This window comes from Kitasatospora sp. NBC_00039 (assembly GCF_045160625.1).
In the GTDB taxonomy this organism is placed as follows: Bacteria; Actinomycetota; Actinomycetes; order Streptomycetales; family Streptomycetaceae; genus Kitasatospora.
In genome coordinates, this window is record NZ_CP108289.1 from 2,172,226 (window position 1) to 2,197,073 (window position 24,848).

19 protein-coding genes are annotated in these 24,848 nt (G+C 74.1%); 10 read left to right on the forward strand and 9 right to left on the reverse strand.

The annotated features are described in order from the left end of the window. The first annotated feature begins 170 nt into the window (after window positions 1–170). Both OG286_RS09800 and OG286_RS09805 read left to right on the forward strand, forming a co-directional pair. Window positions 171–737, forward strand: a complete 567-nt coding sequence (locus OG286_RS09800) for a carbon-nitrogen hydrolase family protein (RefSeq protein WP_405362223.1) — start codon at window positions 171–173, stop codon at window positions 735–737. 91 nt (window positions 738–828) lie between these two features. After that, window positions 829–2,223 carry a class II fumarate hydratase gene (locus OG286_RS09805; RefSeq protein WP_396319801.1) on the forward strand — a complete coding sequence of 465 codons (1,395 nt, stop codon included), beginning with the start codon at window positions 829–831 and terminating at the stop codon, window positions 2,221–2,223. 118 nt (window positions 2,224–2,341) lie between these two features. On the opposite strand, the gene OG286_RS09810 is transcribed toward OG286_RS09805, so the two are convergent. Next, window positions 2,342–2,812: an SPW repeat protein gene (locus tag OG286_RS09810; protein ID WP_396319800.1), complete on the reverse strand. Its 471-nt coding sequence runs from the start codon at window positions 2,810–2,812 to the stop codon at window positions 2,342–2,344. 200 nt (window positions 2,813–3,012) lie between these two features. On the opposite strand from OG286_RS09810, the gene OG286_RS09815 reads away from it, so the two are divergent. Beyond that, the gene (locus OG286_RS09815; RefSeq protein ID WP_405362221.1) at window positions 3,013–3,612 is read left to right on the forward strand and encodes a PadR family transcriptional regulator; all 600 of its coding nucleotides are present in this window, start codon (window positions 3,013–3,015) and stop codon (window positions 3,610–3,612) included. Between the two features lie 101 nt (window positions 3,613–3,713). After that, on the forward strand, window positions 3,714–5,414 hold the full coding sequence (locus OG286_RS09820; protein WP_405362219.1) for an acyl-CoA dehydrogenase family protein: 1,701 nt from the start codon (window positions 3,714–3,716) through the stop codon (window positions 5,412–5,414). A 171-nt stretch (window positions 5,415–5,585) separates the two neighbouring features. On the opposite strand, the gene OG286_RS09825 is transcribed toward OG286_RS09820, so the two are convergent. The 3 genes from OG286_RS09825 to OG286_RS09835 form a co-directional block, all read right to left on the reverse strand. Further along, on the reverse strand, window positions 5,586–6,872 hold the full coding sequence (locus OG286_RS09825; RefSeq protein ID WP_405366043.1) for a M28 family metallopeptidase: 1,287 nt from the start codon (window positions 6,870–6,872) through the stop codon (window positions 5,586–5,588). Window positions 6,873–7,214: 342 nt separating this feature from the next. Then, the gene (locus tag OG286_RS09830; RefSeq protein ID WP_405365052.1) at window positions 7,215–9,557 is read right to left on the reverse strand and encodes a sensor histidine kinase; all 2,343 of its coding nucleotides are present in this window, start codon (window positions 9,555–9,557) and stop codon (window positions 7,215–7,217) included. A gap of 272 nt (window positions 9,558–9,829) precedes the next feature. Then, complete coding sequence (locus OG286_RS09835; protein WP_396320141.1) at window positions 9,830–10,465, reverse strand: response regulator; 636 nt, start codon at window positions 10,463–10,465, stop codon at window positions 9,830–9,832. 459 nt (window positions 10,466–10,924) lie between these two features. Between OG286_RS09835 and OG286_RS09840 the strand changes: the two genes are divergently transcribed. Next, window positions 10,925–13,168 (forward strand): sensor histidine kinase, encoded by a 2,244-nt coding sequence (locus tag OG286_RS09840; protein WP_405365054.1) that lies wholly within the window; start codon window positions 10,925–10,927, stop codon window positions 13,166–13,168. 609 nt (window positions 13,169–13,777) lie between these two features. Here the strand turns inward: OG286_RS09840 and OG286_RS09845 are convergent. From OG286_RS09845 to OG286_RS09865, 5 genes are all read right to left on the reverse strand, one after another. Beyond that, window positions 13,778–14,188: a hypothetical protein gene (locus OG286_RS09845; RefSeq protein ID WP_405362214.1), complete on the reverse strand. Its 411-nt coding sequence runs from the start codon at window positions 14,186–14,188 to the stop codon at window positions 13,778–13,780. Beyond that, a complete protein-coding gene (locus OG286_RS09850; RefSeq protein WP_405365056.1) occupies window positions 14,185–14,613 on the reverse strand; it encodes a hypothetical protein in 429 nt (142 codons plus the stop codon). Before OG286_RS09850 ends, OG286_RS09845 begins: the two co-directional genes overlap by 4 nt. A 136-nt stretch (window positions 14,614–14,749) precedes the next feature. Next, window positions 14,750–15,889: a hypothetical protein gene (locus tag OG286_RS09855; RefSeq protein ID WP_405365058.1), complete on the reverse strand. Its 1,140-nt coding sequence runs from the start codon at window positions 15,887–15,889 to the stop codon at window positions 14,750–14,752. 254 nt (window positions 15,890–16,143) lie between these two features. After that, window positions 16,144–16,845 (reverse strand): cupin domain-containing protein, encoded by a 702-nt coding sequence (locus OG286_RS09860; RefSeq protein ID WP_396319792.1) that lies wholly within the window; start codon window positions 16,843–16,845, stop codon window positions 16,144–16,146. Then, window positions 16,838–18,145 carry a sedoheptulose 7-phosphate cyclase gene (locus tag OG286_RS09865; RefSeq protein ID WP_396319791.1) on the reverse strand — a complete coding sequence of 436 codons (1,308 nt, stop codon included), beginning with the start codon at window positions 18,143–18,145 and terminating at the stop codon, window positions 16,838–16,840. Before OG286_RS09865 ends, OG286_RS09860 begins: the two co-directional genes overlap by 8 nt. A 398-nt stretch (window positions 18,146–18,543) precedes the next feature. Between OG286_RS09865 and OG286_RS09870 the strand changes: the two genes are divergently transcribed. The 5 genes from OG286_RS09870 to fahA all read left to right on the forward strand — a co-directional run bounded on the left by OG286_RS09870 (window position 18,544) and on the right by fahA (window position 24,752). Next, on the forward strand, window positions 18,544–19,872 hold the full coding sequence (locus OG286_RS09870) for a phosphoribosyltransferase family protein (RefSeq protein WP_405365063.1): 1,329 nt from the start codon (window positions 18,544–18,546) through the stop codon (window positions 19,870–19,872). Window positions 19,873–20,165: 293 nt separating this feature from the next. Then, the gene (gene hppD, locus OG286_RS09875) at window positions 20,166–21,380 is read left to right on the forward strand and encodes a 4-hydroxyphenylpyruvate dioxygenase (RefSeq protein WP_396319789.1); all 1,215 of its coding nucleotides are present in this window, start codon (window positions 20,166–20,168) and stop codon (window positions 21,378–21,380) included. 74 nt (window positions 21,381–21,454) lie between these two features. Further along, window positions 21,455–22,654 (forward strand): homogentisate 1,2-dioxygenase, encoded by a 1,200-nt coding sequence (locus OG286_RS09880; protein ID WP_396319788.1) that lies wholly within the window; start codon window positions 21,455–21,457, stop codon window positions 22,652–22,654. Next, entirely contained in the window at window positions 22,651–23,535 is an 885-nt protein-coding gene (locus OG286_RS09885; RefSeq protein ID WP_396319787.1) for a hypothetical protein, read from the forward strand. The genes OG286_RS09880 and OG286_RS09885 overlap by 4 nt, the downstream gene beginning before the upstream one ends. Further along, window positions 23,532–24,752 (forward strand): fumarylacetoacetase, encoded by a 1,221-nt coding sequence (fahA, locus tag OG286_RS09890; RefSeq protein WP_405365065.1) that lies wholly within the window; start codon window positions 23,532–23,534, stop codon window positions 24,750–24,752. The genes OG286_RS09885 and fahA overlap by 4 nt, the downstream gene beginning before the upstream one ends. Window positions 24,753–24,848: the final 96 nt, after the last annotated feature.

Genomic DNA, 24,848 nt, shown 5'->3' on the forward strand with positions numbered 1-24,848 from the left:
ACCGTTCCCCCGATCCGCGTACGAGCGTACGAAGCCGGACGGGCCGGGCCGCCGCCAATGGGCCTCCGGCTCGCGATCTTCACCTTTTCGAATGAAGCTTGCCCGGTTCCCCGACGGCCCCTAGGTTGATCGTGATCTCCACCCCTGATCACCCCCTCGGATGCCCCACCGTGCCCGCGCCCGAGCCCCTGACCGTTGCCGTCGCCCAGCCCGTCTGCGCCGAGGTCGTCTGCCGGAAGACCCGGCTGCACGGAGCGGAGGGCGACCGCTTCACCCCCGGCGAGAAGCCCGCGGTGCTGGAACTGGAAGGCCGGCGGCTGGGCCTGGCGATCTGCGCGGACGCCGCGTTCCCCGAGCACGCCGAGCAGCTGGCCGCGCTCGGCATCGCCGTCTACGTCGCCTCCACCCTGTACGGCGACGACCCGGTGGCGCTCGCCCGGCGGGACGGCCAGGTCCGCGACCGGGCCGCCGCGCACAGGGTGTGGGGCGTGCTGGCCACCTCGGCCGGGGCCAGCGGCGAGTACCCGCGGACCTCGGGCGGGTCGGGCTTCTGGGCGCCGGGCGGCGCCCTCGTCGCCCGGGCCGGGGCCGAGCCGGGCGCGGTCGTCCGCCACGATCTGTCCTGGCCCTCAGGAGCGGTGGCGCCGTGGTGCGGTGACCCCGCAGCGCAGGGGCGGCCGGGGCCGGACGCCGCCCCGGGGGCGGAAATACCCGGGGACCGCGCGCGGCTGTCGTGATCGGGGACCGAATCCGGTACCGGTACCGGTACCGACAGCACGACCGAGACCAAGGCCGCCCCCCGGGGCCGGCCGGGAGGAGCAGCGCGCGATGGGCGACGAGCAGGAGTACCGGACCGAGCACGACTCGATGGGCGAGGTCCGGGTGCCGGCCGCGGCGAAGTGGCAGGCGCAGACGCAGCGGGCGGTGGAGAACTTCCCGGTGTCCGGCCAGCGGCTGGAGCGCGCCCACATCGCGGCGCTGGCCCGGATCAAGGCGGCCGCCGCGCGGGTGAACGCCCGGCTCGGGGTGCTGGACGACGAGACGGCGGAGGCGATCGCGACCGCCGCGGAGCAGGTCGCGGAGGGCCGCTGGGACGCCGAGTTCCCGGTGGACGTGTTCCAGACCGGCTCCGGCACCTCGTCCAACATGAACACCAACGAGGTGATCGCGACGCTGGCCTCGGAGCGGCTGGGCCGGCCCGTCCACCCGAACGACCACGTCAACGCGAGCCAGTCCTCGAACGACGTGTTCCCGTCCTCGATCCACATCGCGGCCACCGCCGCCGTCACCCACGACCTGATCCCCGCACTGGAGCACCTGGCGGAGGCGCTGGAGCGCAAGGCGGCGGAGTTCGCGCAGGTGGTGAAGTCCGGCCGGACGCACCTGATGGACGCCACCCCGGTCACCCTGGGCCAGGAGTTCGCCGGGTACGCGGCGCAGGTGCGGCACGGGCGGGAGCGGCTGCTGGCGACGCTCCCCCGGGTCGCCGAACTGCCGCTCGGCGGCACGGCGGTGGGCACCGGCATCAACACCCCGCCCGGGTTCGCCGCGGCCGTGATCGAGGAGGTGGCCCGGGCCACCGACCTGCCGCTGACGGAGGCCCGCGACCACTTCGAGGCGCAGGGTGCGCGGGACGGCCTGGTCGAGCTGAGCGGCCAGCTGCGCACCGTCGCGGTCGGCTTCACCAAGATCGCCAACGATCTGCGCTGGATGGGCTCGGGCCCGCGAACCGGTCTCGGGGAGATCAACCTGCCCGACCTCCAGCCGGGTTCGTCGATCATGCCCGGCAAGGTGAACCCGGTGCTGCCCGAGGTGGTGCTGATGGTCTCGGCGCAGGTGATCGGCAACGACGCGACCGTCACGGTGGCGGGCGCGAGCGGCAACTTCGAGCTGAACGTGATGCTCCCGGTGATCGCCCGCAATGTGCTGGAGTCGGTCCGGCTGCTCGCCAACAGCGCCCGGCTGCTGGCCGACCGGACGGTGGACGGCATCACCGCCAACGCCGAACGGGCCCGCGAGTACGCGGAGTCCTCGCCGTCGGTGGTCACCCCGCTCAACCGGTACATCGGCTACGAGGAGGCCGCCAAGGTCGCCAAGCAGGCGCTGGCCGAGCGGAAGACGATCCGTCAGGTGGTGCTGGAGCGGGGCTACCTGGAGCAGGGGCTGCTCACCCGGGAGCAGCTGGACGAGGCGCTGGACGTGCTGCGGATGACCCGGCCGTAGCCCGAGGCGGCGGGGCGGCCGCAGTGCCGCCCCGCAGGGGCGGACGTGCCGGGGCGCGGACGGCGGCCTCGCCGTTCCGCGCCCCGGTCCGGGCTGCCCGTCCGGGCTTCCCGTGAGGTCAGCTCCTGGCCCGGCCGGCCCGGCCGCGCCTCATCGACGCTCCGTTCGATGTCATGGTGGCCATCGAGATCGCGGCGAGCCCCAGCAGGAACATCACGCCGCCCGCGATCAGGCAGGTGACGATGTTCTTGCCACGGTCCACCTCACCGGACACCACCCAGGGAGAGATGATCGTCCACGCGCCGAGCAGGGTCGCGGCCCAGGCCCGTGCGTGGGTGCGCTCGTACGCCGAGCCGTATCCGGCCATCAGCAGGCAGTACGCCAGGCCGACGATCAGGCAGGTGACGGTCAGCGTGCTGAAGGCGGTGAAGCCGACGATCCATGGCGAGGCCGCCAGGAAGAGACCGGCGAGAACGGCCAGGGCCTCGATGCCCTGGGCCTGCGGGGTCAGCGTGACCCGCTCGTAGTGCTCCCGTAGTTCGACGATGTCCGGATGGTGCTCCATGCCCATCGGAATCTGGGTAGACACCGATACCACCTCCTACGTCCGGAACATGGAAGGCGCTAGCGCGCCCTTACCCATTCTGGCGCCGATCTACCGTTTTGCACCTTTTTGCCTCGGAAGCTACCCTGTCGGGTTTCCCGCCGCGCCGACGAAGCGGTGAGCTGCGTCTCACCCGGGCGGGGCGCCCTTGTGTATGCAACTCGTTGCATAGCAGGATGCCGGTCATGGCACTGGAGCACGCGATCCTCGTCTCGCTGCTGGAGCAGCCCGGCTCGGGCTACGAGCTGGCCCGGCGGTTCGACCGCTCGATCGGCCGCTTCTGGACCGCCACCCACCAGCAGATCTACCGGGTGCTGCGACGCATGGAGGCCGACGGCTGGATCTCGGCCGAGGAGGTCGCCCAGGACGGCCGGCCGGACAAGAAGGTGTACTCGGCCGCCGAGCCGGGCCGCACCGCCCTGGCCGGCTGGCTGCGCGAGCCGGTCGAACCGGAGACCGTCCGGCACGAGCTGGCGGTCAAGATCCGCGCCGCTGCCTTCGACGACCCGGCCGCGCTGATCGCCGAGGTCGAACGCCACCGCGAGGGCCACGCCGCCCTGCTCGCCCGCTACCTGCACGGCGAGCAGCGCGACTTCCCCTCCCCCGCCGTGCTCGACCCCCGGCAGCAGCTCCAGCACGTGGTGCTGCGCGGCGGCATCGAGTACGAGCGGATGACCCTCGCCTGGCTGGACGACGTGCTCGCCACCCTGCACCGCCTCGCCGCCGACCAAGCAGGCCCCGGCAGCCCCGGCAGCCCCGGCGGCTCCGGCGACCACCGGCCGTAGGCCCGGGCCGCCCAGGCCCCGGGCCGCCCCGTGCCCCAGGGCACCCCGTACCCCACACCGTCCCCACACCCCTCGAATCCCTCGACCCCCGGGAGCCCGTGATGCTCTTCAACCCGCGTACGTACGACCCCGCGCAGTTCGACGAGCCGACCCGCCGACTGCTGCGCGCGACCGTGGACTGGTTCGAGTCACGCGGCAAGAAGGCGCTGATCGACACCTACATCGACCGCACCTGGTACGCCGACTTCCTCGAATTCGCCGCGAAGGAAGGCCTGTTCGCGGAGTTCCTGACCCCGTCCTCGGCCGACCCGGCCAAGCGCTGGGACACCGCCCGGATCGCCGAGCTGAACGAGATCCTCGGCTTCTACGGCCTCGGCTACTGGTACACCTGGCAGGTCACCATCCTCGGCCTCGGCCCGGTCTGGCAGAGCGAGAACGAGGCCGTCCGGGCCCGTGCCGCCCAGCTGCTGGCGGAGGGTCACGTGATGGCGTTCGGCCTCTCCGAGCGCAGCCACGGCGCCGACATCTACTCGACGGACATGATCCTCACCCCCGACGGCGAGGGCGGCTTCACCGCCACCGGCCCCAAGTACTACATCGGCAACGGCAACGTCGCCGGCCTGGTCTCGGTGTTCGGCCGCCGCTCGGACGTCGAGGGCCCGGAGGGCTACGTCTTCTTCGCCGCCGACAGCCGCCACGAGGCGTACCACCTGGTCAAGAACGTCGTGAACGCCCAGATGTACGTCAGCGAGTTCCGGCTGGAGGACTACCCGGTGCGCGCCGAGGACGTGCTGCACACCGGCAAGGCCGCCTTCGACGCCGCGCTGAACACCGTCAACGTCGGCAAGTTCAACCTCTGCACCGCCTCCGTCGGCATCTGCGAGCACGCGATGTACGAGGCCGTCACGCACGCCCACAACCGGGTGCTCTACGGCAAGAAGGTCACCGACTTCCCGCACGTGCGGCGTGAACTGACCGACGCGTACGCCCGCCTGGTGGCGATGAAGCTGTTCTCCGACCGCGCGGTGGACTACTTCCGCACCGCCTCACCCGAGGACCGTCGCTACCTGCTCTTCAACCCGATGACCAAGATGAAGGTCACCACGGAGGGCGAGAAGGTCATCGACCTGATGTGGGACGTCATCGCGGCCAAGGGCTTCGAGGCGGACACCTACTTCGACAAGGCGGCGAAGGACATCCGCGGCCTTCCGAAGCTGGAGGGCACCGTCCACGTCAACCTGGCGCTGATCCTCAAGTTCATGGCCAACTACCTGTTCAGCCCGGCCGAGTACGCGCCGGTTCCGAGCCGGCTGGACGCGGCCGACGACGAGTTCCTGTTCCAGCAGGGCCCGGCCCGCGGTCTGGGCGCGATCCGCTTCCACGACTGGCGCACCGCGTACGACGCGCACGCGCACGTCCCGAACGTCGCCCGGTTCCGCGAACAGGCCGACGGCTTCTGCGAGTTCCTCGTCCAGCACGCGCCGAGCGCGGAGCAGCAGGCGGACCTGGACTTCCTGCTCGAGATCGGCCAGCTGTTCGCGCTGATCGTCTACGGCCAGCTGGTGCTGGAGCAGGCCGAGTTGACCGGGCTGGAGGCGGACGTCCTGGACCAGATCTTCGACGCGCTGGTGCGGGACTTCTCCGCGCACGCCACCGAGCTGCACGGCAAGGCGTCCGCGACCGAGGCGCAGGCCGCCTGGGCGCTGGCGCACGTCCGCCGCCCGGTCGCGGACGGCGAGCGGGCGGCGAAGGTGTGGGCCCGGGTCGAGGCGCTCTCCGGCGCCTACGAGATGCAGCCGTAGCAGTCACAGGGCTGTCGTGGCCGTAGCGGCCGTCCTGGCCGCTACGGCCGCTTCGGCCGCCGTGGCCGCGACGGCCTCGGCGGCTCGAGCGGCTCCGCGAGCGGGGGTGCCGGCGGCGGCCGGCACCCCTTCACCTCGTGCGGCTTGCTTCGCGCTCCTGCCGCGAGAGCGTCAGAAGGTGAGCTTCCAGCTGTCGATGTAGCCGGTGTCCTGCCGGGCCACGTCCTGGACCTTCAGCTTCCACGTGCCGTTGGCGGGCACCGCGGAGGCGTTGACCGTGTAGGTGGTCTGGACGTTGGGCGCGGAGTCGTTGCCGCTGGAGTTCTTCAGCCGGAACGTGGTGCCGTTCGGCGCGACCAGGTCGACGACGAGGTCGCCGCGCCAGGTGTGCTTGATGTCGACGCCGACCTTGAGGGCGGCGGGCGCATTGCCGGTCTGCCCGGTCACCGCGAGGTCGGAGGTCACCGCGGAGCCGTAGTCGGGGATCTGGACGTCGGCGGTGTTCTCGAAGACGGTGCCGGTGGGCGGCGTGGTGTCGCCGGCCGAGAGCGTCCAGACCGCGTAGGCGATGGCGTCGCTCATCCGGTCAAGCGCCGTGTCGTCGATGTTGGCGCTGGTGTCACAGGAGGAGTGGTAGCAGCGGTCGAACGGCTGGCCCGCCGTCCCGCCCCACTTGGCCGCCTGGGCACTGGTCTTGGTGTAGTCGGCGCCGCTGAAGAGGCCTCCGACCCGGATGCCGGCGTCCTGGAACGGGGCGTGGTCGGAGCGGCCGTCGCCCTCGAAGTCCTGCTCGGTGGCGATGCCGAGGCCCGCGAAGTAGTCGCGGAACAGCGCGTCCAGCGCGGTGTCGTACCGGTAGGTGAAGTAGCCCGGGTTGGGCGAGCCGATCATGTCGAAGTTGAGGTAGGTGTCGATCTTCGAACGCTCGGCGGAGGGAAGGCTGTTGACGTAGTTCTTGGAGCCGACCATGCCGTACTCCTCGGCGCCCCACCAGCCGAAGCGCAGGTGCTTGGCGGGCTTGAGCCCGGCCCGGGAGACGGCCAGCGCGGTCTCCAGGATGCCGGCCGAGCCGGAGCCGTTGTCGTTGATGCCCGGGCCTCCGGTGACGGAGTCCAGGTGGGCTCCGGCCATCACGACGTGCGAGGTGTCCCCGCCCGGCCAGTCGGCGACCAGGTTGTAGCCGGTCGAGCCGTTGTAACTGAAGGTCTGCAGCGTGGTGGTGAAGCCCGCCGCGTCCAACTTGCCCTTCACGTAGTCGATCGAGGCCTTGTAGCCGGCCCGCCCGTGGGCGCGGTTGCCGCCGTTGGCGGTGGCTATCGACTGCAGTTGGGCCAGGTGCGCCTTCACGTTGGCGACCGGGATGTCGGGGGCGGCGGCAGCCGCCGTGCCGGCGGCCGGTGCGGCGGGGGCCGCCGTGGGGGCCGCCGTGGGGGCCGCGACTGCGGCGGGGGCGAACAGGGCGGCGGCGAGAGTGACGACCGCCCCGGTCGACAGGGCGGATCGGCGCAGGCGGGATCGCCGCGAGGCGCGCTCGGTCAAGGGAGGCTCCGGTTTCTGGTGGGGCAGAACGGAAAGTGCGGAACCTCGCGGGCGACGGGTGGAGTCAGGGGCCGGCCGGAGTAGGGGTCCGGTCGATGTGCAGAGCAAGAACAGGGGCGCGCCCGCGAAGTTGACGCGACCATGATGATTAAGGCAACCCTCGGTTCCGTCAAGAGGGCCGGGCGTGGCGGCGGCACGGTTGACGGCAGGCGCATGACGGACAACAGCTGACGGATCGTGACATCCGGCAGTCGTCGTCCGTCAGCCGAACTCCGACGCGCTGCGCGCGCCCACGCTCGGAGCACCCACCTCGGAGGCGGCCGGCGTCCGCGGCAGTACCGCCCGGACGATGGCGCCGCCGTCGTGGTTGACGGCGGTGAAACCGCCACCCAATTCCTCGGCCCGCTCGGCCATCGAGCGCAGACCGAGACCGGAACCCGCCCGGTGGTCGGTCGTCGCCCCGGACGCTTCGCCGGGCCCGTCGCCGGGCCGGTGACCGGGCGCTGCATCGGCCACCGGGAGGGGCGACGGCTCGGCCCGGCCGTCGGTGGCGCCGGCACGGCCCGGGCCCGGGAAACCGCGGCCGTCGTCGCGGGCCTCGACCACCACCTCGTCCGGGCGGACCCGCAGCGTCAACCGGGCCTCCGTGGCGCCCGAGTGACGCAGCACGTTGTTCAGCGCCTCGCCGCTGATCCGCAGCACCGCCACCTCGACGGCGGCCGGCAGTGCGGGCGGCGGGTCCGGGTCGAGCACCAGGGCGAGCCGGACGTGGTCCCCGTCCAGCCCGGCGACCAGCCGGCGCAACGCGCCCGCCAGCCCGTCGCTCGCCAGCGCCGCCGGCGCCAGACCCTCCGTGATCCGGCGCAGCTCGACGATCGCCTGGCCGATCCCGGCCGAGACCGCGCGCAGCGACCGGGCGGCCGGGGAGTCCTCGGGAACGGCCGCGCGCGCGGTGTCGACGCCGAGCCGCAGCCCGGAGAGGGTGGGGCCGAGCCCGTCGTGGAGGTCGTGCCGCAGCCGACGGCGTTCCTCCTCCCGGGCCAGCACGATCTGCCGTCGCCCGGCCTGGAGTTCCTCGTACATGCGCAGCGAGGCGATGGCCGGCGCGGCCTGGTCGGCGAGGAAGCGCAGCACCTCGTGGTCCTGGGCGTCCAGTACGGGCTGGCCGACGCGCGGCGGCGCGTAGAGGTCGGCGATCACGGCGCCCTCGTAACTGAGGGGGAACACCTGGCTGTTGGGAGCGACGGTGCCGACCGAGGCGACTTCGTGCGGGCCGTTGCGGGTGTGCAGGACGACCCGGGCGCCGGGCAGGCCGAGGGCGTTGACCACCGTGTCGCAGAGCAGCGGCGGCGCGTCGGCCGGGCTGACGGCCCGGCTGAGCCGTTCGGCGAGCTCGCGCACCACCTGGTAGGGGCGGGCCCGGTCGCCGTAGTAGAAGCGGTCGACGGCGCGGAGCACCCAGCGGGTGGTCGGGCCGAGAAGTCCGCCGATGGCGAGCGCGCCGGCTGCGAGGAGCTGGGCACCGGCGGTGCTGGCCTGGGGCAGCGCGCGGCGCAGCAGCAGCCCGATGCCGAGGTAGCCCGAGATCAGCATCGCGGTGAGGGCGAGCACGCTGAGCATCCGGCGGGTGGCACGGTCGAGGTAGCGGGAGCGGTCGCGGGTGAAGGCGTAGCCGACGGCGCCGAGCATCCAGAGTGCGGAGCCGGTGAAGTAGGCGAACGCACCGAAACTCTCCGAACTTCCCATCCGGAGCGCGATGTTGGTGGTGATCAGCCAGATCAGGTATGGGACGAGCACCGGGGCGACCGTCCGGTGCGGGCGGGCCGAGCGCCACCACCGCACCGCGGCCACCGTCAGGCTGCCCGTGACGACGGCCCAGGAGACGAGGGTGACGTGCCACTCGTCCAGCGGCAGCCCCTCCCCCTGGGGCACCAGGACGTCCCCGAAGTAGGGCAGGGGCACGCCGAGCCGCACCACGCAGGCGTGGCAGGCGCTCCACACCGCGATCGCGGCGACGAAGAGGCGCCCCCAACCGCCGGGAAGCCGGCCCTCGGGCAGCCAGAGGGGGAGCGCGAGGGACAGGAAGATGAACAGGGTGACCGAGGCGAGCAGCATCGCCGCGCCGACGGCCTCCGGCACGGGGCCGGCGCCGGCCGACGCGGTGGCGAGCAGGAAGAAGCGGGAGAGGCAGCCGCCGAGGCCGGCGGCGAGCATGGTCACGCCGAGGCTGCGGCCGATGGGGCGGGGCTCCCCGGGGGCGGGGCGGGCGGCTTCGGGGGTTGGTGCGGCGGCGGTGGCGCGCGGGGGTGCGGCGGTGGCGGCGCGCGGGGGTGCGGCGGCGAGTGCCGGTTCGTCCGGCCCGGCGCGGTGGGCGAGGATCAGCAGGCCGGAGAGCCCGAAGGCGAACCCGAGCAGCACCGTCTCGCCGTCGTGGAGGAAGAACGGCTCGGCCCAGGCGGCGTCCTGGCGGGTCAGGGCCAGCACCACCCAGCCGAGGCCGCTGGCCAGCGTCAGCCCGCAGGCCCAGTAGGCCCAGGTCAGGCCGGCCTGACCCGGCCGGTCGGCGGTGGCTCGGCTCATGGTGGCCGTGGCCGGTTCGCTCATGTGGGCCTCCGTGTGAGCCTCCGTACGGGCGCCTGCGGGGGTACCCGAACGGGTCCCCTTCCCCGCATCCTCGGCGGCCCGCCGTCCCGGGCGCGCGGGACGGCAGGCCGGTCCCGGCCCCGGATCCGGCCTGCGGTGCAGTCGTGGCCCCGGCCGCTGCTCCGGGCCGCGCTTCGACCGGGTCGCCGTCCGGGGCGCCGTCCGGGCCGCGGCCGGCGTCCCCGCCCGGGTCGCCGTCCGGGGCGCCGGCCGAGCGGGGTGTCCGGGCCGGGTCAGCTGTCGCCGAGGCCCATGTCGCGCGCCCGGGCCACCGCCTCCGCGCGGGTCGCCACGTGCAGCTTCTCGAAGATGTGGGTGACGTGGTTGCGGACCGTCTTCTCCGCCACCACCAGCTCGCGGGCGATCCGCCGGTTGTCCAGCCCCCGCGCCACCAGGTCCAGCACCTCCGCCTCGCGGGCGGTCAGCGCGGGGAACAGCTGGCCCGCCTCGCGCAGCCGGGCCCCCGCCAGCAGCGCGGTGATCCGGCCCGCCACGTCCGCGCCGAACACGGCACCACCCGCCGCGACCGTCCGCACCGCGTGCAGCACCTCCTCCCGGCCCGCGCCCTTCACCAGGTAGCCGCGCGCTCCCGCCTGGAGCGCGGCCAGCAGGCTGCCGTCGTCGTCGGCCATGGTGAGCATCAGCACCGGCGGGGCGGGCGGCTGGGCGGCGAGCAGGCGGGCGGCCTCCAGCCCGGAGCCGTCCGGCAGCGAGAGGTCCATGACCACCACGTCCGGGCGGTGCCGGGCGACCGCGTCCGGCACCGCGCCGACCCGCTCGGCCTCGGCCACCACGGCGATGCCCTCGGCGCTCTGCAGTGCGGCCTTGAGGCCCTCGCGGAACAGCGGGTGGTCGTCGACGATCAGCACCCGGACGGGTGAGCCGTCCGGTTCCCCGGGCGGGTCCCCTGACGGCTTCCCGGAGGGGTCCTCCGCCTGGTCGCGGGCCTGTGCACCCGTCGGCCCGGAGCCCGGCCAGCCGTCGTACCCGTCCGGCCCTTCGCCGCCGGGCTGCCGGACGGCCGCGTGGGCGGGCTGCTCCGCGGGTTCGTCCCGTGGCGCGTCCTGCGGCTCGTCCCAGGGGCCGGGGGCCGGCTGCGGAGCGGGCTGGGCGGCGGGGTGCTGTTGGTCCACCTGGCCGACACTACCAGCGATGGTCGAGTGACTTTCCGTGACATGCTCGGAGTGTCGCCCGCCCGTCCGGACCTCCGGCACGCAGGACGAGACCGCTGCCCCATGCGCCCGGGACGGCGGGCCGACGAGACTGCCACCAGTGCCCGGCGAACGGCCGTCGGCGGACCACACCCCAGCCCGTTTCGAGGCGGTGCCATGATCACGGTGATCTCTCCCCGGCCCCGGCCGCCCGCCCGCACCCGCCGGCCCGCCGCCCGCCGCACCGGTGCCCAGCGGCAGCTCGCGGCGGCCGCCGCCGTCACGTGCCTGTGCCTGGCCCTCGCCACCCTGTGGAGCTGTTACGTTCTCGCCCATCTGGGCAGTCCGGCCGTGGTGGTGCCCCGGAACCAGCTGCTCGTACTGGCCTACGCGCTGCCCACCGCCGGGGCCGGCATGCTGCTGCACGCGCACCGGCCCGGCAGCCCGCTCGGCTGGGTGATGCTGATCTACGCGCTCGCCTCGATCGCCCCCGACGCGGCGGCCGCGGCCGTCTGGGTCGAGGTCGGCGACCCCGGGATCGTGGGCGCGGTGACCGTGCTCGACGCCGTCTGCGACACGGTCCGCGAGACGCTGTTCTTCGTCCTGCCGCTCTGGCTCCCCTCCGGGCGGCTGACGGACCGCCGGTGGTACTGGTACATCGGTGCGGTCGCACTCTGGCAGATCACGATCTACCTGTCGGAGATCGGCGAGGACCGGATGTTCGACCGCGCCAACCCGGTGGCGGGCGCCCCGCCGGCCCGGGCGCTGGCGTGGCTCTACGACCGTGTGGGCGCGTACGACCAGCAGGTCTTCTACGCCCTGGTCGCCTTCGCGGGGGCCGTGCTGCTGGCCCGGCTGCTCAGATCGGCCCCGAGGAACCGCCTGCACCTCGGCCTGATGCTCACCGCCTATCTGTGGTGGGCCGCCATGCAGGACTTCTACACCCGGACGGCCGCGGAGGACTACTGGCGCGCCTATGTGCTCTGGGCCGCGGCCAGCGCGTTCTGGGTCGTCGCCGTCGCCGTTCTGGTCATCAAGGACGGCGGCTGGAAGCTCGACCGGGCCGCCCGCCGGATCCTCAGCGGGCTCCTGCTCGCCACCGGGCTGACCACGCTGTTCGTGGTGTTCGCCGGTCTGCTGTCGAGCTGGCTGGTGCCCGGGCGCGGCGCCGCGGCCCTGCTGCTGATCGTTCTCGTCTTCGCGCTGGGCTCCGGTCTGCCACGGGCGGCCCGGTGGGCGTGCGGGCTGGTCGACCGGCTGTACTACGGCGAGCGTGCCCAGCCCTACCAGGTGCTGCGGACGCTTGCAGAACGCGTCCGGCAGGTGGTCGACCCCGAGCGGCTACCCGTCGCGCTCTGTTCGACCGTCGCCGAGGAGCTGAGACTGCCCGGAGTCGCCCTGACGGTCAGCACGCGGGCAGGCTCGCGCCGGCTGGCCGCGGTCGGGCGGCTGGACGGGACCAGGCAGGGCTTCGAGCTCGTCCACAACGGCACCGTCATCGGTGAGCTGACCGTCGGGCTCCGGGCGGGCGAGGAGCAGCTGGACCGCAGCGACGTGGACATCCTGCGCTCGCTCGCCGACCAGGCCTCGCCGGCGGTTGCCTCCCTCCGGCTGCTGGAGGACCTCCAGGCCAGCCGGGAGCAGATCGTCGCCGCACGCGAGGAGGAGCGGCGCTGGCTGCGCCGGGACATCCATGACGGCCTCGGGCCCGCCCTGGCCGGGCTGCGGCTGCGGGTCGACAGCGCCGGCATCGGGCTCGATGAGGACGACCGGCTCGCGGGCAGCCTGCGCGGCATCTCGTCCGACCTGGCGATGACCATCAAGGAGGTCCGGCGGATCACCGACCGGTTGGGGCCCGCGCAGCTCGGCGAGTTCGGGCTGACCCGGGCGGTCCGGCAGCTGGGTACCACGTTCAGCGGCGCGGGCCTGTCCATCAACGTCACGGTGCGGCCGGACCCCCTGCCGGAGCTGCCCGCCGCGGTCGAGGTGGCCGTGTACCGCATCGCGGCGGAGGCGCTCAACAACGTGCTGCGGCACGCCCGCGCGCGGTCCGCCGAGGTCTGCGTCTCGGTGGACCGCGAGAAGCTGACCCTCACCGTCCAGGACGACGGCGTCGGCATCGCGGGCGGAGAGCCGCCGGCGGGCGGCGCGGATTCCGGCGGCCCGGGTGGCACCGACGACGCCACGATCGAAGCCACGACGGACGGGGCTGCGGCGGACGGGGCTGCGGCCGCTGGTGCTACGCAGGCCGTGGCTGCGGCGGGTGGGACGGAGGTGGGTGGGGCGGAGGTGGGTGGCGGTGTCGGGCTGCGGTCCATGGCCGACCGCGCCGCCGAGATCGGTGGCTGCTGCACCGTCGCGCCGCTGAACCACGGCACCCGGGTGCTCGCGGTACTGCCCCGCTACCCCACCACGCCCTGACCGCCCGGCCGGGCGGCGGGCGGCGGGCGGCGGGCGGCGGGCGGCGGGCGGCGGGCGGCCGCCTGAGCGTCCGGCCGGCTGTACGAAACCGCTCGGCCGGGCGCGGGCACGCGGACCGTGGGCCCGGTCCACCACGACGCCCACGGCCCGGCCCGCTTCACAGGGGCTGCCCCCGGTACCAGGTCCGGTACCGGGGGCAGCCCCGTGAGGGAATGTTCGGTCGGTCAGCAGGGCGGCTTGTCGCCGGGCCCGCACTGTCGGGCCGCGCGCAGGGCCGTGGCATCCGGCGGCTTGGCCGGCTGGCTGCCGATGGCTGTCGCGTCGGACGTACTCGACGAAGCGGTCACAGCACACCTGATCGCCGCGCCCGCCGCAGTGACACCCACCAGCAGGGACGCCACGCGCAGTGCCTTCGTTGCGGTGTTTGCAGTCATGGGGATAGCTCCAGATCTTCCGAGTGGTCGAGCCGATCGGCCGCTCTTCCACCACTGTGCGCGGGGGCCCGGCCCGGGCACATGAGCCCGCCGTCCCGTTCCGGTCCCAGGGCGGGAGCGGCGGTCGGGACGGCGGGCGTTTGGGCGGGTGAGGCCGGAGTTCAGGCCCGGGCGTTCACGGGCGGGTCCGTCGTTCGGCGCGGCGGCGGGCCAGGGCGTCCCTGGCAGCCGCGGCGCGGCGGGGTGCGGCGAGGGTGAGGGCCAGAAGTTCGGCGCCGAGCGGTCCGGCGTCGAGGTGCAGCGACGTTGCCCGGCGGGCCAGCAGCAGATCACCGCCGACGGCCAAGTGGTCCGGCTCGTCGGTCGCCTGGCCGACGAGGAGGGAGCCACGCAGCAGGTAGAGGACGGTCTCGGCCTCGGCCTGCCCGGGTATCACGTGGTGGGCGCCGGGGCTCAGCCGCAGGTGGTCGAAGGACTCGCAGGCGCTGCTGAGCATCGAACGGCGGGCCAGGCAGCGCAGCCGGATCCGTTCGCCGTGCGGGCCGAGGATGACGGCGGCGGCGGCCGAGGCGGTGGTGACGATCACCTGGGCTCGCCTCCTTTCGGACGCTCGGGGTGGTCGGGGTGGTCGGGGTGGTCGGGGGCTTCGGAGTGCCCGGGGGCCTCGGCGCCGGCCGGGAGCCCGGTGACGGCGAGGACGGCGTGGAAGTACTCCAGGCCCGCCGTACCGGCGGTGAGGGCCGTCCGGGCGCCGAGCGGGAGGGTCAGCGCGGTGCCCTCGAGCAGCGGGATTCCGGCATCGGGGCCCGCCTCCGCATCGGCGTCCGGGGCGGTGGCCGTGCCCGAGCCCGCGGTGATGTAGAGGGCGTGCTCGACGCCCTCGGCGGCGACCTCGGTGCTGCGGCCCGGGTCGAGCCACTGCAGGCCGATCGCGCGCAGCGGGCCGGTCAGGACCCGGCTCGGGTCGACGGCGCCGCGGCGGCGGAGGTCGGTGATGACCGTTCCCGTCATGACGGGACTCCTTCTGGTCTCCGGCGGTCCGTGCCGGTCCGCCTCTGGTTTCCACGGTGTCGCGCCCGCCGTCCCGGCCACACGGGGAGCCGGTCCCGTCCTGCTCCCCGTGTGCCGCCCGTTCCCCGCCCGCCGGTCATCCGGTGGCGGCGGCCAGCGGCTCCTGAGCGGGGACGCGGCTGTGCGGAACGGCGGTCCGGCCCAGGCCCTCGACGGCTGCCCGGAGCTCGGTGGCGTCGACCGGGGTGAGCAGGCGGCCGCGCGCACAGTACGGGTGCCCCAGGCCGGCGAGCAGCAGCAGCCCGGGCCCGGCGGTGGCGGCGAGTACGGCGGCCGGGGTGCGGGCGCCGGTCCCGGCGGACCGGACGGGGAGCGCAGGCAGGGCCGTCGCCGAACCGTTGCGGGCGAGAAGTGCGTGGTGGGCCCATGCCCCGGCACCGTCCAGCAGGCCGCGGTGGACGGCGATGTGGGCGGCGAGGAGCAGCCCCAGGGCCTCGGCGTCGCCGGGCGCGAGCGCGGCAACGCCGGCACCGGGGGCACCGACGTCGGCACCACCGGCGCCGGCGGCGGCGGCGATGACGTGCACCGCAGTGCCGAGACTCCGCCCGTAGTCGAGCGCGAGGGCCGGGCCGGTCTCGAACGGATCGAAGCAGACCAGCGCGGCACGGGCGTCGGCACAGAGGGCGAGGCAGGCGGCAATGGCCTGCGGCGAGTAACGGCCGTCCGGGCGCAGCACCTTGGCGAGCACCTCGTACTGCGCCGGGCAGACGGCGAGGACGTGGCGGATCACCTCGACCATGCCGGCCCGGGTCTCCGGAGCGGGACGGCCGGCCAGCACATCGCTGCGGACCCAGACCAGCGCGGGCGCGGTGCGGGGAGCCCGGTGCCCGCCGGCGGGCGGGCGCAGCAGCGCGAGCGCGGGGCCGCACGCTGCCGCGAGCGTGGTCGGCAGGCGGACGTCGGCCGGGACGCCGCAGGCCCGTTCGCCACCGATCGCGATCACCACGGTCCGGCCGTCGGACGCCGGTCGCGCCGCCGGCCGATCGGACGGTGCGAGGACGGTGCACGGGGCCTGCGCCTCGGCGATGGTCCGGACCCGGGCGAGATGGTCGGCGGGAGCAGCGCCGTCGGTCACCAGGATGAATCGATCGGCTTCGAACTCGGCCAGGCGGTCGGCGAGTTCCGTCCAGGACGCTTCGCCGCCGCGCACCAGGAGGGCGAAGTTCGCGGGTCCGGCCTGGATGCGGCGGTCGAGTTCGGCGGTGCGGCCCATCATGGTCCTCCTCCCACGGGGTCTGTGACCTCGACCATGGGCCGCCCGGCGCCCCGGGCACCTGAGCCGCCGTTCCCGTCCCGGCCGGTCCCGGGCCCGGCCGGGAGCGACCGGGACAGGGCAGGCGGCCGGGACGGGCCGGAGGCGGCCGGGAGCGACCGGACGGGAAGCACCGGGAGCGGGCACCCGCAGAAACCGGCAGATGACCGACGGCGGGAGTTGCGATCCGTCGTCCGGCATCGACCGGTTGACATCCGTCAGCCGTCTGCGGCCGCCGCCCCTTCCGCCACGAGCTCCGCATGGACGTACTCCAGCCCGTCCGGGCCGGCCGCCAGGTCCGCCGAACTGCCGAGCGGCAGGGTGAGCGCCGTCCCCGGCCGCAGCGGCACCCGCACGTCCCCAGCTGCGGCCCGGCCGCTCCCCGCCGTGACGAAGAGCGTGTGCTCGACCCCGTCGGCGGTGTGGCCGGCCCGCTCCCTGGAAGCCAGGCGGGCGGACTGCAGCAGGCGCAGCGGACCGCCGAGGAGGGCGGACGGGTCCACCGGGCCGGTGCGCCGCAGGTCCCGGATCACCGTGCTGCCCACGAGAGCGTCGCCGTCCAACTCCGCCGGGAGTTCGATCACCAGCCGCTCCAGTGCCCCCGCTCCGAGGTTGCGCAGGCAGTGCCGGGTGCCGACCGCCGTCAGCACCGCGTCTCCGGCGCCGACGGCGTACGGGCGGCCGTCGAGCGTGACCACGCCGTTGCCCGCGAGCACGACGGAGATCTCCCGGGTGCGGGTGTGCAGGTGTTCCCCGCTGACCCCGCCGGGCGGGATGCGCACCCATTCGACGGCCTCCCAGGCCCCGGCGAGCCCGGCGCGGCGGGCCAGGCAGGCCGACCGCGTGACCCCGGCCGCGCCGGGCACACCGTGGACGTCCGCCGGTGTGCCGGTGTCAGCGACCACGACCGCGCTACGCACGGACCTCACACCCCTCCGTCTCCGGGTACTCCTCACCGGCCGGGGTTGCGGTCGACCGGTCCCTCAACCACCACGCAGCGCAAGCAAGTTCACGACCCGTCAGATCGTCGACGAACACGCCCGACCCGATCCCCGCCGGCAGTGGCAACCGCTGCCGGCCGTCACGACGGCGGACGGTGTCGGCGAGCGCCTCGGCGAGCGTGACCGGTTCGATCAGCGGGTGCCAGACCGGCAGTCCGAGCCGGCGCATCAGCCTCAGGATCCGCTCGGCCTGCTCCGTGCCGAGCAGCCCGCGCCGCTGGGCGACCACCGTGGTGAGCGCCATGTCGACGCAGACCGCCTCGCCGTGCAGCAGTTCGGGCAGCGCGCGCAGCTCGACCGTCGGGCTGAACGAGTGGCCGTAGTCCGTCAGCCGTTCCGGCTGGTGGTCCCGGGCATTGGGCTGCAGCTCACGGAGCATGCCGCGCACGGCCCGGGTGAGCACCTGGGCGCCGGCGCGCGGGCTGCCCTGGAACCGTTCGTCCAGGAGGTCGCGGCCGTGCCGTTCGAGCAGCTCGAAGAGGTGCCGGTCCTTGATCAGCGCCACCTTGAGGATCTCGGCGAGCCCGTTCCCGAGGTGCCGGCGGTCGAGGGTGGCGAGGAAGGCCGGGTCGAGCAGGGTGTCGACGGCGGGGCGGTAGGTGCCGAGCCGGTTCCTGTGCCGGCCGTGGCCGACGCCCGCCCCGGCGCCGGCACCCGTGTCCACGAGGCCGATCAGCGTGGTGGGCACCCGGACGAACGGCGTCGAGCGCCGGTAGAGGCTGCAGGCGAGGCCGACGGCGTCGGTCAGCGCGCCGCCGCCGATCGCGATCACCGGCTCGCCCCGCCGGGAGGTGCCGAAGGAGTCCATCCGGTCGGCGACCCGGAACACGGAGTCCATGGTCTTCACCTGCTCGTGCGCGAGCAGGACCAGCGTCTCGTACTCGACGCCCCGGGCGGCCAGGTAACGGTGGAGGTGGTGGCCGTAGAGCTCGTGCACCCGGGCCTCCACGACGACCAGCCGCCGCCCGGGCGGTCCGCCGACCCGGGCCAGGGCGGGGTTGCCCGGATCCAGCACACCGGGCACGAAGCGGACCTGGTGGCGGACGGGCAGCGCGGAGCCCACCGTCCGGCCGGTGACCGGCTCGCCGGTGGCGTGCGGTCCGTACGGCAGGACCGGGCCGTGGGCGGGGACCGGGCCGTCGGCGTGGCCGTGCACGGCGGCGGGGTCGTGCACGGCGGCGGGGTCGCCGGGCGGTCGGTGCGGACGGTGGAGGGTCACGGCGTGACTCCTTCTGCTCGGGCTGCTGCTTCGGGCGCGTCCCGTCCGGGCTGCACACGTCCGTCCGGGCCTCGCGTCGGTCCGTTCGGGCCTCGCCTCGGTGCGGGCGGGCGCAGCCGGTTCGGACGCGGCCGCCCGGCCGGGCGAGACGCCCACCGGACGGCCGGTCCGACCCCACATTCCGGTGCCCGGTGTCCCGGGCGCACGGGCGACCGGGCCCATCCGCGTCCCGGGCTGAGCACGGGACATGCCCGCGCCGAAGGCCACCCGCGCCCCACCCCGGCCCCGCCCACCCCGGCCCCGCCCGGCCCGGCCCCCGCCCAACCGCAGCCGGCCCCACCTGCACCCCCGCCCCACCTCCGCCCCGCCGACGTACGGTGGAACTCGGAGGCCGCGCCATGCACGTCACCGATACCCACTTCACCGACCGCACCGACGCGGGCCGCAAGCTGGCCGCCCGCCTGGGCCACCTGCGCGGCCCCGGCACCGTCGTCGTCGCCCTCCCGCGCGGCGGTGTGCCGGTGGCCGCCGAGGTGGCGGCAGCGCTCGGCGCCCCGCTCGACATCTGCGTGATCCGCAAGCTGGGCGTGCCCTACCAGCCGGAGCTGGGCATGGGCGCGATCGGCGAGGACGGCGTCCGGGTGCTGAACGACCAGGTGATGCGCCTCGCCGGGGTCAGTGCCGAGCAGCTCGCCCGGGTGGAGCAGGCGGAGCGCGCCGAGCTGGAGCGCCGTGCCCGCCGCTACCGGGGCGACCGCCCGCCCGCCGACCTGCGCGGTCGCACCGTGGTCGTGGTCGACGACGGTGTCGCGACCGGCTCCACCGCCCGGGCGGCCTGCCGGATCGTCCGGGCCAGGGGCGCGGACCGGGTGGTCCTGGCCGTCCCGGTGGCACCCGGGGACTGGACCGACCGGCTCTCGGACGTGGCCGACGAGCTGGTCTGTGTCGGAACGCCGTCGCCGTTCTTCGCGATCGGCGAGTTCTACGCCGACTTCTCGCAGACCGGGGACGACGAGGTGCTGCGCCTGCTCGCCGAGGCGCGTGGCGGCCACCCGCCGGCGCCCGTCGAGGTGGACCGTGAGCTGACCGTACCGGCCGCCGGCGTCCTGCTGGCGGGGCGGCTGACCGTCCCGGCGCGGGCGGCGGGCGTGGTGGTGTTCGCGCACGGCAGCGGCAGCAGCCGGCACAGCCCGCGCAACCGTTTCGTCGCCGCGTACCTCAACCGGGCAGGCCTGGCGACGTTGCTGTTCGACCTGCTCACCGAGGCCGAGGAGCCGGACCGGCGGAAGGTCTTCGACGTCGACCTGCTCGGCGCCCGGCTGACCGCCGTCGCCGGACGCCTCGCGGACCAGGAGGAGACGCAGGAGCTCCCGCTCGGCCTCTTCGGCGCCAGCACCGGCGCCGCCGCCGCGCTCTGGACGGCAGCCCGGCTGGGCGACGACGTGCGCGCCGTGGTCTCCCGGGGCGGGCGTCCGGACCTCGCCGGTCCCGGGCGGCTGGCCGCGGTCACCGCGCCGACGCTGCTGGTGGTGGGCGCCCGGGACGGCGCGGTGATCGATCTGAACCGGCAGGCGCGGTCCCGGCTTCGCTGCGAGAGTGAACTGGCGGTGGTGCCGCACGCGGGCCATCTGTTCGAGGAACCGGGCACACTGGACCGGGTCGCCGAGCTGGCCCGCGACTGGTTCCTGCGCCACCTGCCACCCGGCTCACCGGTCCGGCCGGCCTGACCGGGCGGACCCGCCTGACCAGGCACGCCGGGCCGGCACCGCCGTCCCGGCCGACCGGCCGACCAGCCGGTGTCGGCAGATTACGCCGTCACCCCGATCAGCAGCACATTTTGCCCAGCCGAACCCAGGATTTCCTGATCAGCTTGTACACATTGAACAGTGAAATGCCGACCTGTTGCCCAACCACCCCGCAAGGAGCAAGCTCTCCGCTCAGCCGCACCGCCCACCCTATGCGGCGCGGCCGCCTCAAGCGGATGCCTCAATGCCGAGGCCTCAATGTGGAGGAACGACCGATGACCCCGCAGTCCCACGCCCTTGAGCTCACCCCCGAGGAACGCGAGGCCGGTCTCGACGCCGAGCAGCTGCGCCGCCTCGTCGGACTCGTCGAGCACGACCCCGCCACGGACCCGTTCCCTGTCATCGCGCAGGACGCCATCGTGTTCGTGGTGGGCAACGCCACCCAGACGGCGCAGTTCTACCAGGCCGTGTTCGGCATGGAGCTGGTCGCCTACTCCGGTCCGGAGACCGGTCGGCGCGACCGCAAGGCCTTCGTCCTCCGCTCGGGCTCCTGCCGCTTCGTCATCAAGGGCGGTGTCGCACCGGACAGCCCGCTGCTGGACCACCACCGCCGGCACGGCGACGGCGTCGTCGACCTGGCGCTGGAGGTGCCGGACGTCGACAAGTGCATCGCGCACGCCCGCGCCCAGGGCGCCAGGGTGCTGGAGGAGCCGAACGACGTCTCCGACGAGCACGGCACCGTGCGCCGCGCCGCGATCGCCACCTACGGCGAGACCCGGCACACCCTGGTCGACCGCTCCCGCTACCACGGCCCCTACCTGCCGGGCTTCGTGGCCGCCCAGACCAGGGTGACCCGCCCGGCCGGGCACCCGAAGCGGCTGTTCCAGGCGCTGGACCACGCGGTCGGCAACGTCGAGCTCGGCAAGATGGACGAGTGGGTCTCGTTCTACAACCGGGTGATGGGCTTCGTGAACATGGCGGAGTTCGTCGGCGACGACATCGCCACCGAGTACTCGGCCCTGATGTCCAAGGTGGTGGCCAGCGGCAACCACCGGGTGAAGTTCCCGCTCAACGAGCCGGCCATCGCCAAGAAGAAGTCGCAGATCGACGAGTACCTGGAGTTCTACGGCGGCCCGGGCTGCCAGCACCTGGCGCTCGCCACCAACGACATCCTCTCCACCGTCGACCAGCTGCGTGCCAACGGCGTGGAGTTCCTCTCCACCCCCGACTCGTACTACGACGACCCGGAGCTGCGCGCCCGGATCGGCAAGGTGCGCGTCGAGGTCGAGGAGCTGAAGAAGCGCGGCATCCTGGTCGACCGCGACGAGGACGGCTACCTGCTGCAGATCTTCACCAAGCCGCAGGGCGACCGGCCGACCGTGTTCTTCGAGTTCATCGAACGGCATGGCTCGCTCGGCTTCGGGAAGGGCAACTTCAAGGCGCTCTTCGAATCCCTGGAGCGCGAGCAGGACCGTCGCGGCAACCTCTGATCACCACCCCTGATCAGAGCCGGTCACGCGGTGACCGGCAAGGAACCGACGGACGGGCCAGGAGGAGCAGGACGATGGCGTACTACCGGCAGCTGGGCAGCATCCCGCCCAAGCGGCACACCCAGCACCGCACACCCGAGGGCGGGCTGTACTACGAGGAGTTGATGGGCGAGGAGGGGTTCTCCTCGGACTCCTCGCTGCTCTATCACCGGGGCATCCCCTCGGCCGTCGTGGACGCGCTGCCGTGGGAGCTGCCGGACCAGTCCACGGTGGCCAACCATCCCCTGCTCCCCCGCCACCTCAAGCTGCACGAGCTGTTCGCGGGCCAGGAGTGGAAGTCCGCGGACGTCGTCGGCAGCCGGCGCCTCGTTCTCGGCAACGCCGACGTGCGGATCTCGTACGTCGCCGCCGGGGCCCCGAGCGAGCTGTACCGCAACGGGCTCGGCGACGAGTGCGTGTACGTGGAGTCCGGCACGGGCACGGTCGAGACGGTGTTCGGCACGCTGGAGGTCGGCCAGGGCGACTACGTGGTCATCCCCCGGGCGACCACCCACCGCTGGGTGCCGTCCGGCGACGAGCCGCTGCGCGCGTACTGCATCGAGGCGAACAGCCACATCACCCCGGTGAAGCGCTTCCTCTCCAAGTACGGCCAGCTGCTGGAGCACGCCCCGTACTGCGAGCGGGACCTCCGCGGCCCGTCCGGCCCGCTGCTGGTCGAGGGCACGGACGTGGACGTGCTGGTCAAGCACCGGGGGGCGAACGGCATTTCGGGCACCCGGTACACCGTGCCGCACCACCCGTTCGACGTGGTCGGCTGGGACGGCTGCCTCTACCCGTACGTGCTCAACATCCGGGACTACGAGCCGATCACCGGCCGGATCCACCAACCGCCGCCCGCGCACCAGGTGTTCGAGGGCAACGGCTTCGTGATCTGCAACTTCGTACCCCGCAAGGTGGATTACCACCCGTTGTCGATCCCCGTCCCGTACTACCACTCCAACGTGGACAGCGACGAGGTCATGTTCTACTGCGGCGGCGACTACGCGGCCCGCAAGGGCTCGGGGATCGGCCAGGGTTCGATCTCGCTGCACCCCGGCGGCCACACCCACGGCCCGCAGCCGGGTGCGTACGAGCGCAGCATCGGCGTGGAGTTCTTCGACGAGCTCGCCGTCATGGTGGACACCTTCCGCCCGCTGGAGCTCGGCGAGGGCGGCCGGGCGAGCGAGGACTCCAACTACGCCTGGACGTGGTCGGGCCGGGGGCCGCAGCGATGAGCGGCGCCCCCACCGGATCCGACGGCGCCGTCCCCCCGCTCTTCCAGGGCCTCTTCGACGACGCGGCGGTGTTCCCGCCGGGGAACCTGCCGCTCGCCGAGGCGGTGCCGGCGCACCGCGCGCACCGCTCCGCGTGGTACTCCGAGGCGGTCGGCCCGCTGCTCTGCGGCGCGGGCCGGCTGGGCGAGCTGGCCGCGGCGGCCCCGGCCGGCGCGGGCGGCGCTCTCCGGATCGGGCTCGTACTGCCGGGGGGCAGTGCCGAGCTCGGCCCCGCGCTCGCCGCCGCCGCGCCGTTCGAACTGGCCGGCGTCGAGCTGGCCACCCGGGACGCCCACGAGGCGGTGGCCGCCCTCGACCTGCTGCTGCCACCGGACGTGCCGGCTGCCGTCGAGCTGCCGCGCGAACTGCTGGGCGGTGACGCCCTGGGCGAGGTGCTGGACGTTCTGGTCGACAGCCCGTACCGGGCGAAGTTCCGCACCGGCGGGGTCTTGGCCGGCGCCTTCCCGGACGAGGACGAGCTGGCCGGCTTCCTCACCGGCTGCGCGCAACGCGGCCTGCCGTACAAGTGCACGGCCGGGCTGCACAACGCCGTCCGGCACACCGACCCGGTCACCGGCTTCGAGCACCACGGTTTCCTGAACGTCCTGCTGGCCGCGCTGGAGACCGACCGGCGGGCCGCGGCCGAGGTGCTGGCGGAGCGCTCGGGCGAGGTGCTGGCCAAGGCGGTCCGCGAACTGACCGACCGTCAGGTTACGGTGATCCGGAACTCGTTCACCGCGTTCGGCACCTGCAGCATCGCCGAGCCCCTGGACGACCTGGCCGCCCTCGGCCTGCTGTCGCCCGGGGCCGGCCCCAGCCCCACGCCCCAGGAGGACCGTTGACCACGCCCCGCAGCTGGCTCGCCAGCGCCCAGGACTCGCCGTTCGGCGTGCACAACCTGCCGTACGGCGTCTTCACGGCGGCCAACCGGCCCGGCCGCCGGCGGATCGGCGTGCGCATCGGGGAGTTCGTCCTCGACGCCGGCGCCGCCGCCCGCGCCGCCGGGGCGCCGTCCGCCCTGCTGGACGCCGACACCCTCAACCCGCTGCTGGGTGCGGGCCGTCCGGTCTGGTCGGAGGTCCGCGCGTCGCTGACGCACTGGCTCACCGACGAGTCGTTCCGGGAGGCTCTCTCGCCGCTGCTGGTCCCGGTGGCCGAGGTCGGGCTGCACCTGCCGTTCGAGGTCGCCGACTACGTCGACTTCTACGCCTCCGAGCACCACGCCACCAACCTGGGCCGGATCTTCCGCCCGGGCTCGGACCCGCTCACCCCCAACTGGAAGCACCTGCCGATCGGTTACCACGGCCGGGCCGGCACGGTCGTGGTCTCCGGCACCCCGGTGGTCCGCCCGCACGGGCAGCGCAAGGCGCCCGCCGACGCGGTGCCGTCCTTCGGCCCGACCCGCCGGCTGGACATCGAGGCGGAGGTCGGCTTCGTGGTCGGCGCCCCGTCCACGCTCGGCACGCCCGTCACCCTGGACGAATTCCGCGAGCACGTGTTCGGCGTCTGCCTGGTCAACGACTGGTCGGCACGGGACATCCAGGCCTGGGAGTACGTGCCCCTCGGCCCGTTCCTCGGCAAGTCCTTCGCCACCTCGGTCTCGCCGTGGATCGTGCCGCTGGACGCCCTGGAGCACGCGCGGGTCACCCCGCCGGCCCGGGACGTCGAGCCGCTCCCCTACCTGGACGACCGCGGCGGCGAACCCTGGGGCCTGGACCTCGGGCTGGAGATCCGCCTGAACGGGCACCCGGTCTCGCGCCCGCCGTTCGCCTCGATGTACTGGACGGCGGCGCAGCAGCTCACCCACATGACGGCGAACGGCGCCTCGCTGCGCACCGGCGACCTCTTCGCCTCGGGCACCGTCAGCGGCCCCGCGCCCGAGACCCGGGGCGCGCTGATCGAGCTCACCTGGAACGGCGAGGAGCCGCTCAAGCTCCCCGACGGCACCACGCGCACCTTCCTGGAGGACGGGGACGAGGTCACCATCACCGCCACCGCCCCCGGCCGCGACGGCACGGTGGTCGGCTTCGGCGAGGTGACCGGCCGGGTCGTGCCGTAAGGGCCGCGGTGGGTGAAGGGCGGCGCCGGACTCCCGGTGCCGCCCTTCGCACGCCCGCCACCCCGGCCCCTGTCCGGACAGGACCTTGTACCGTGG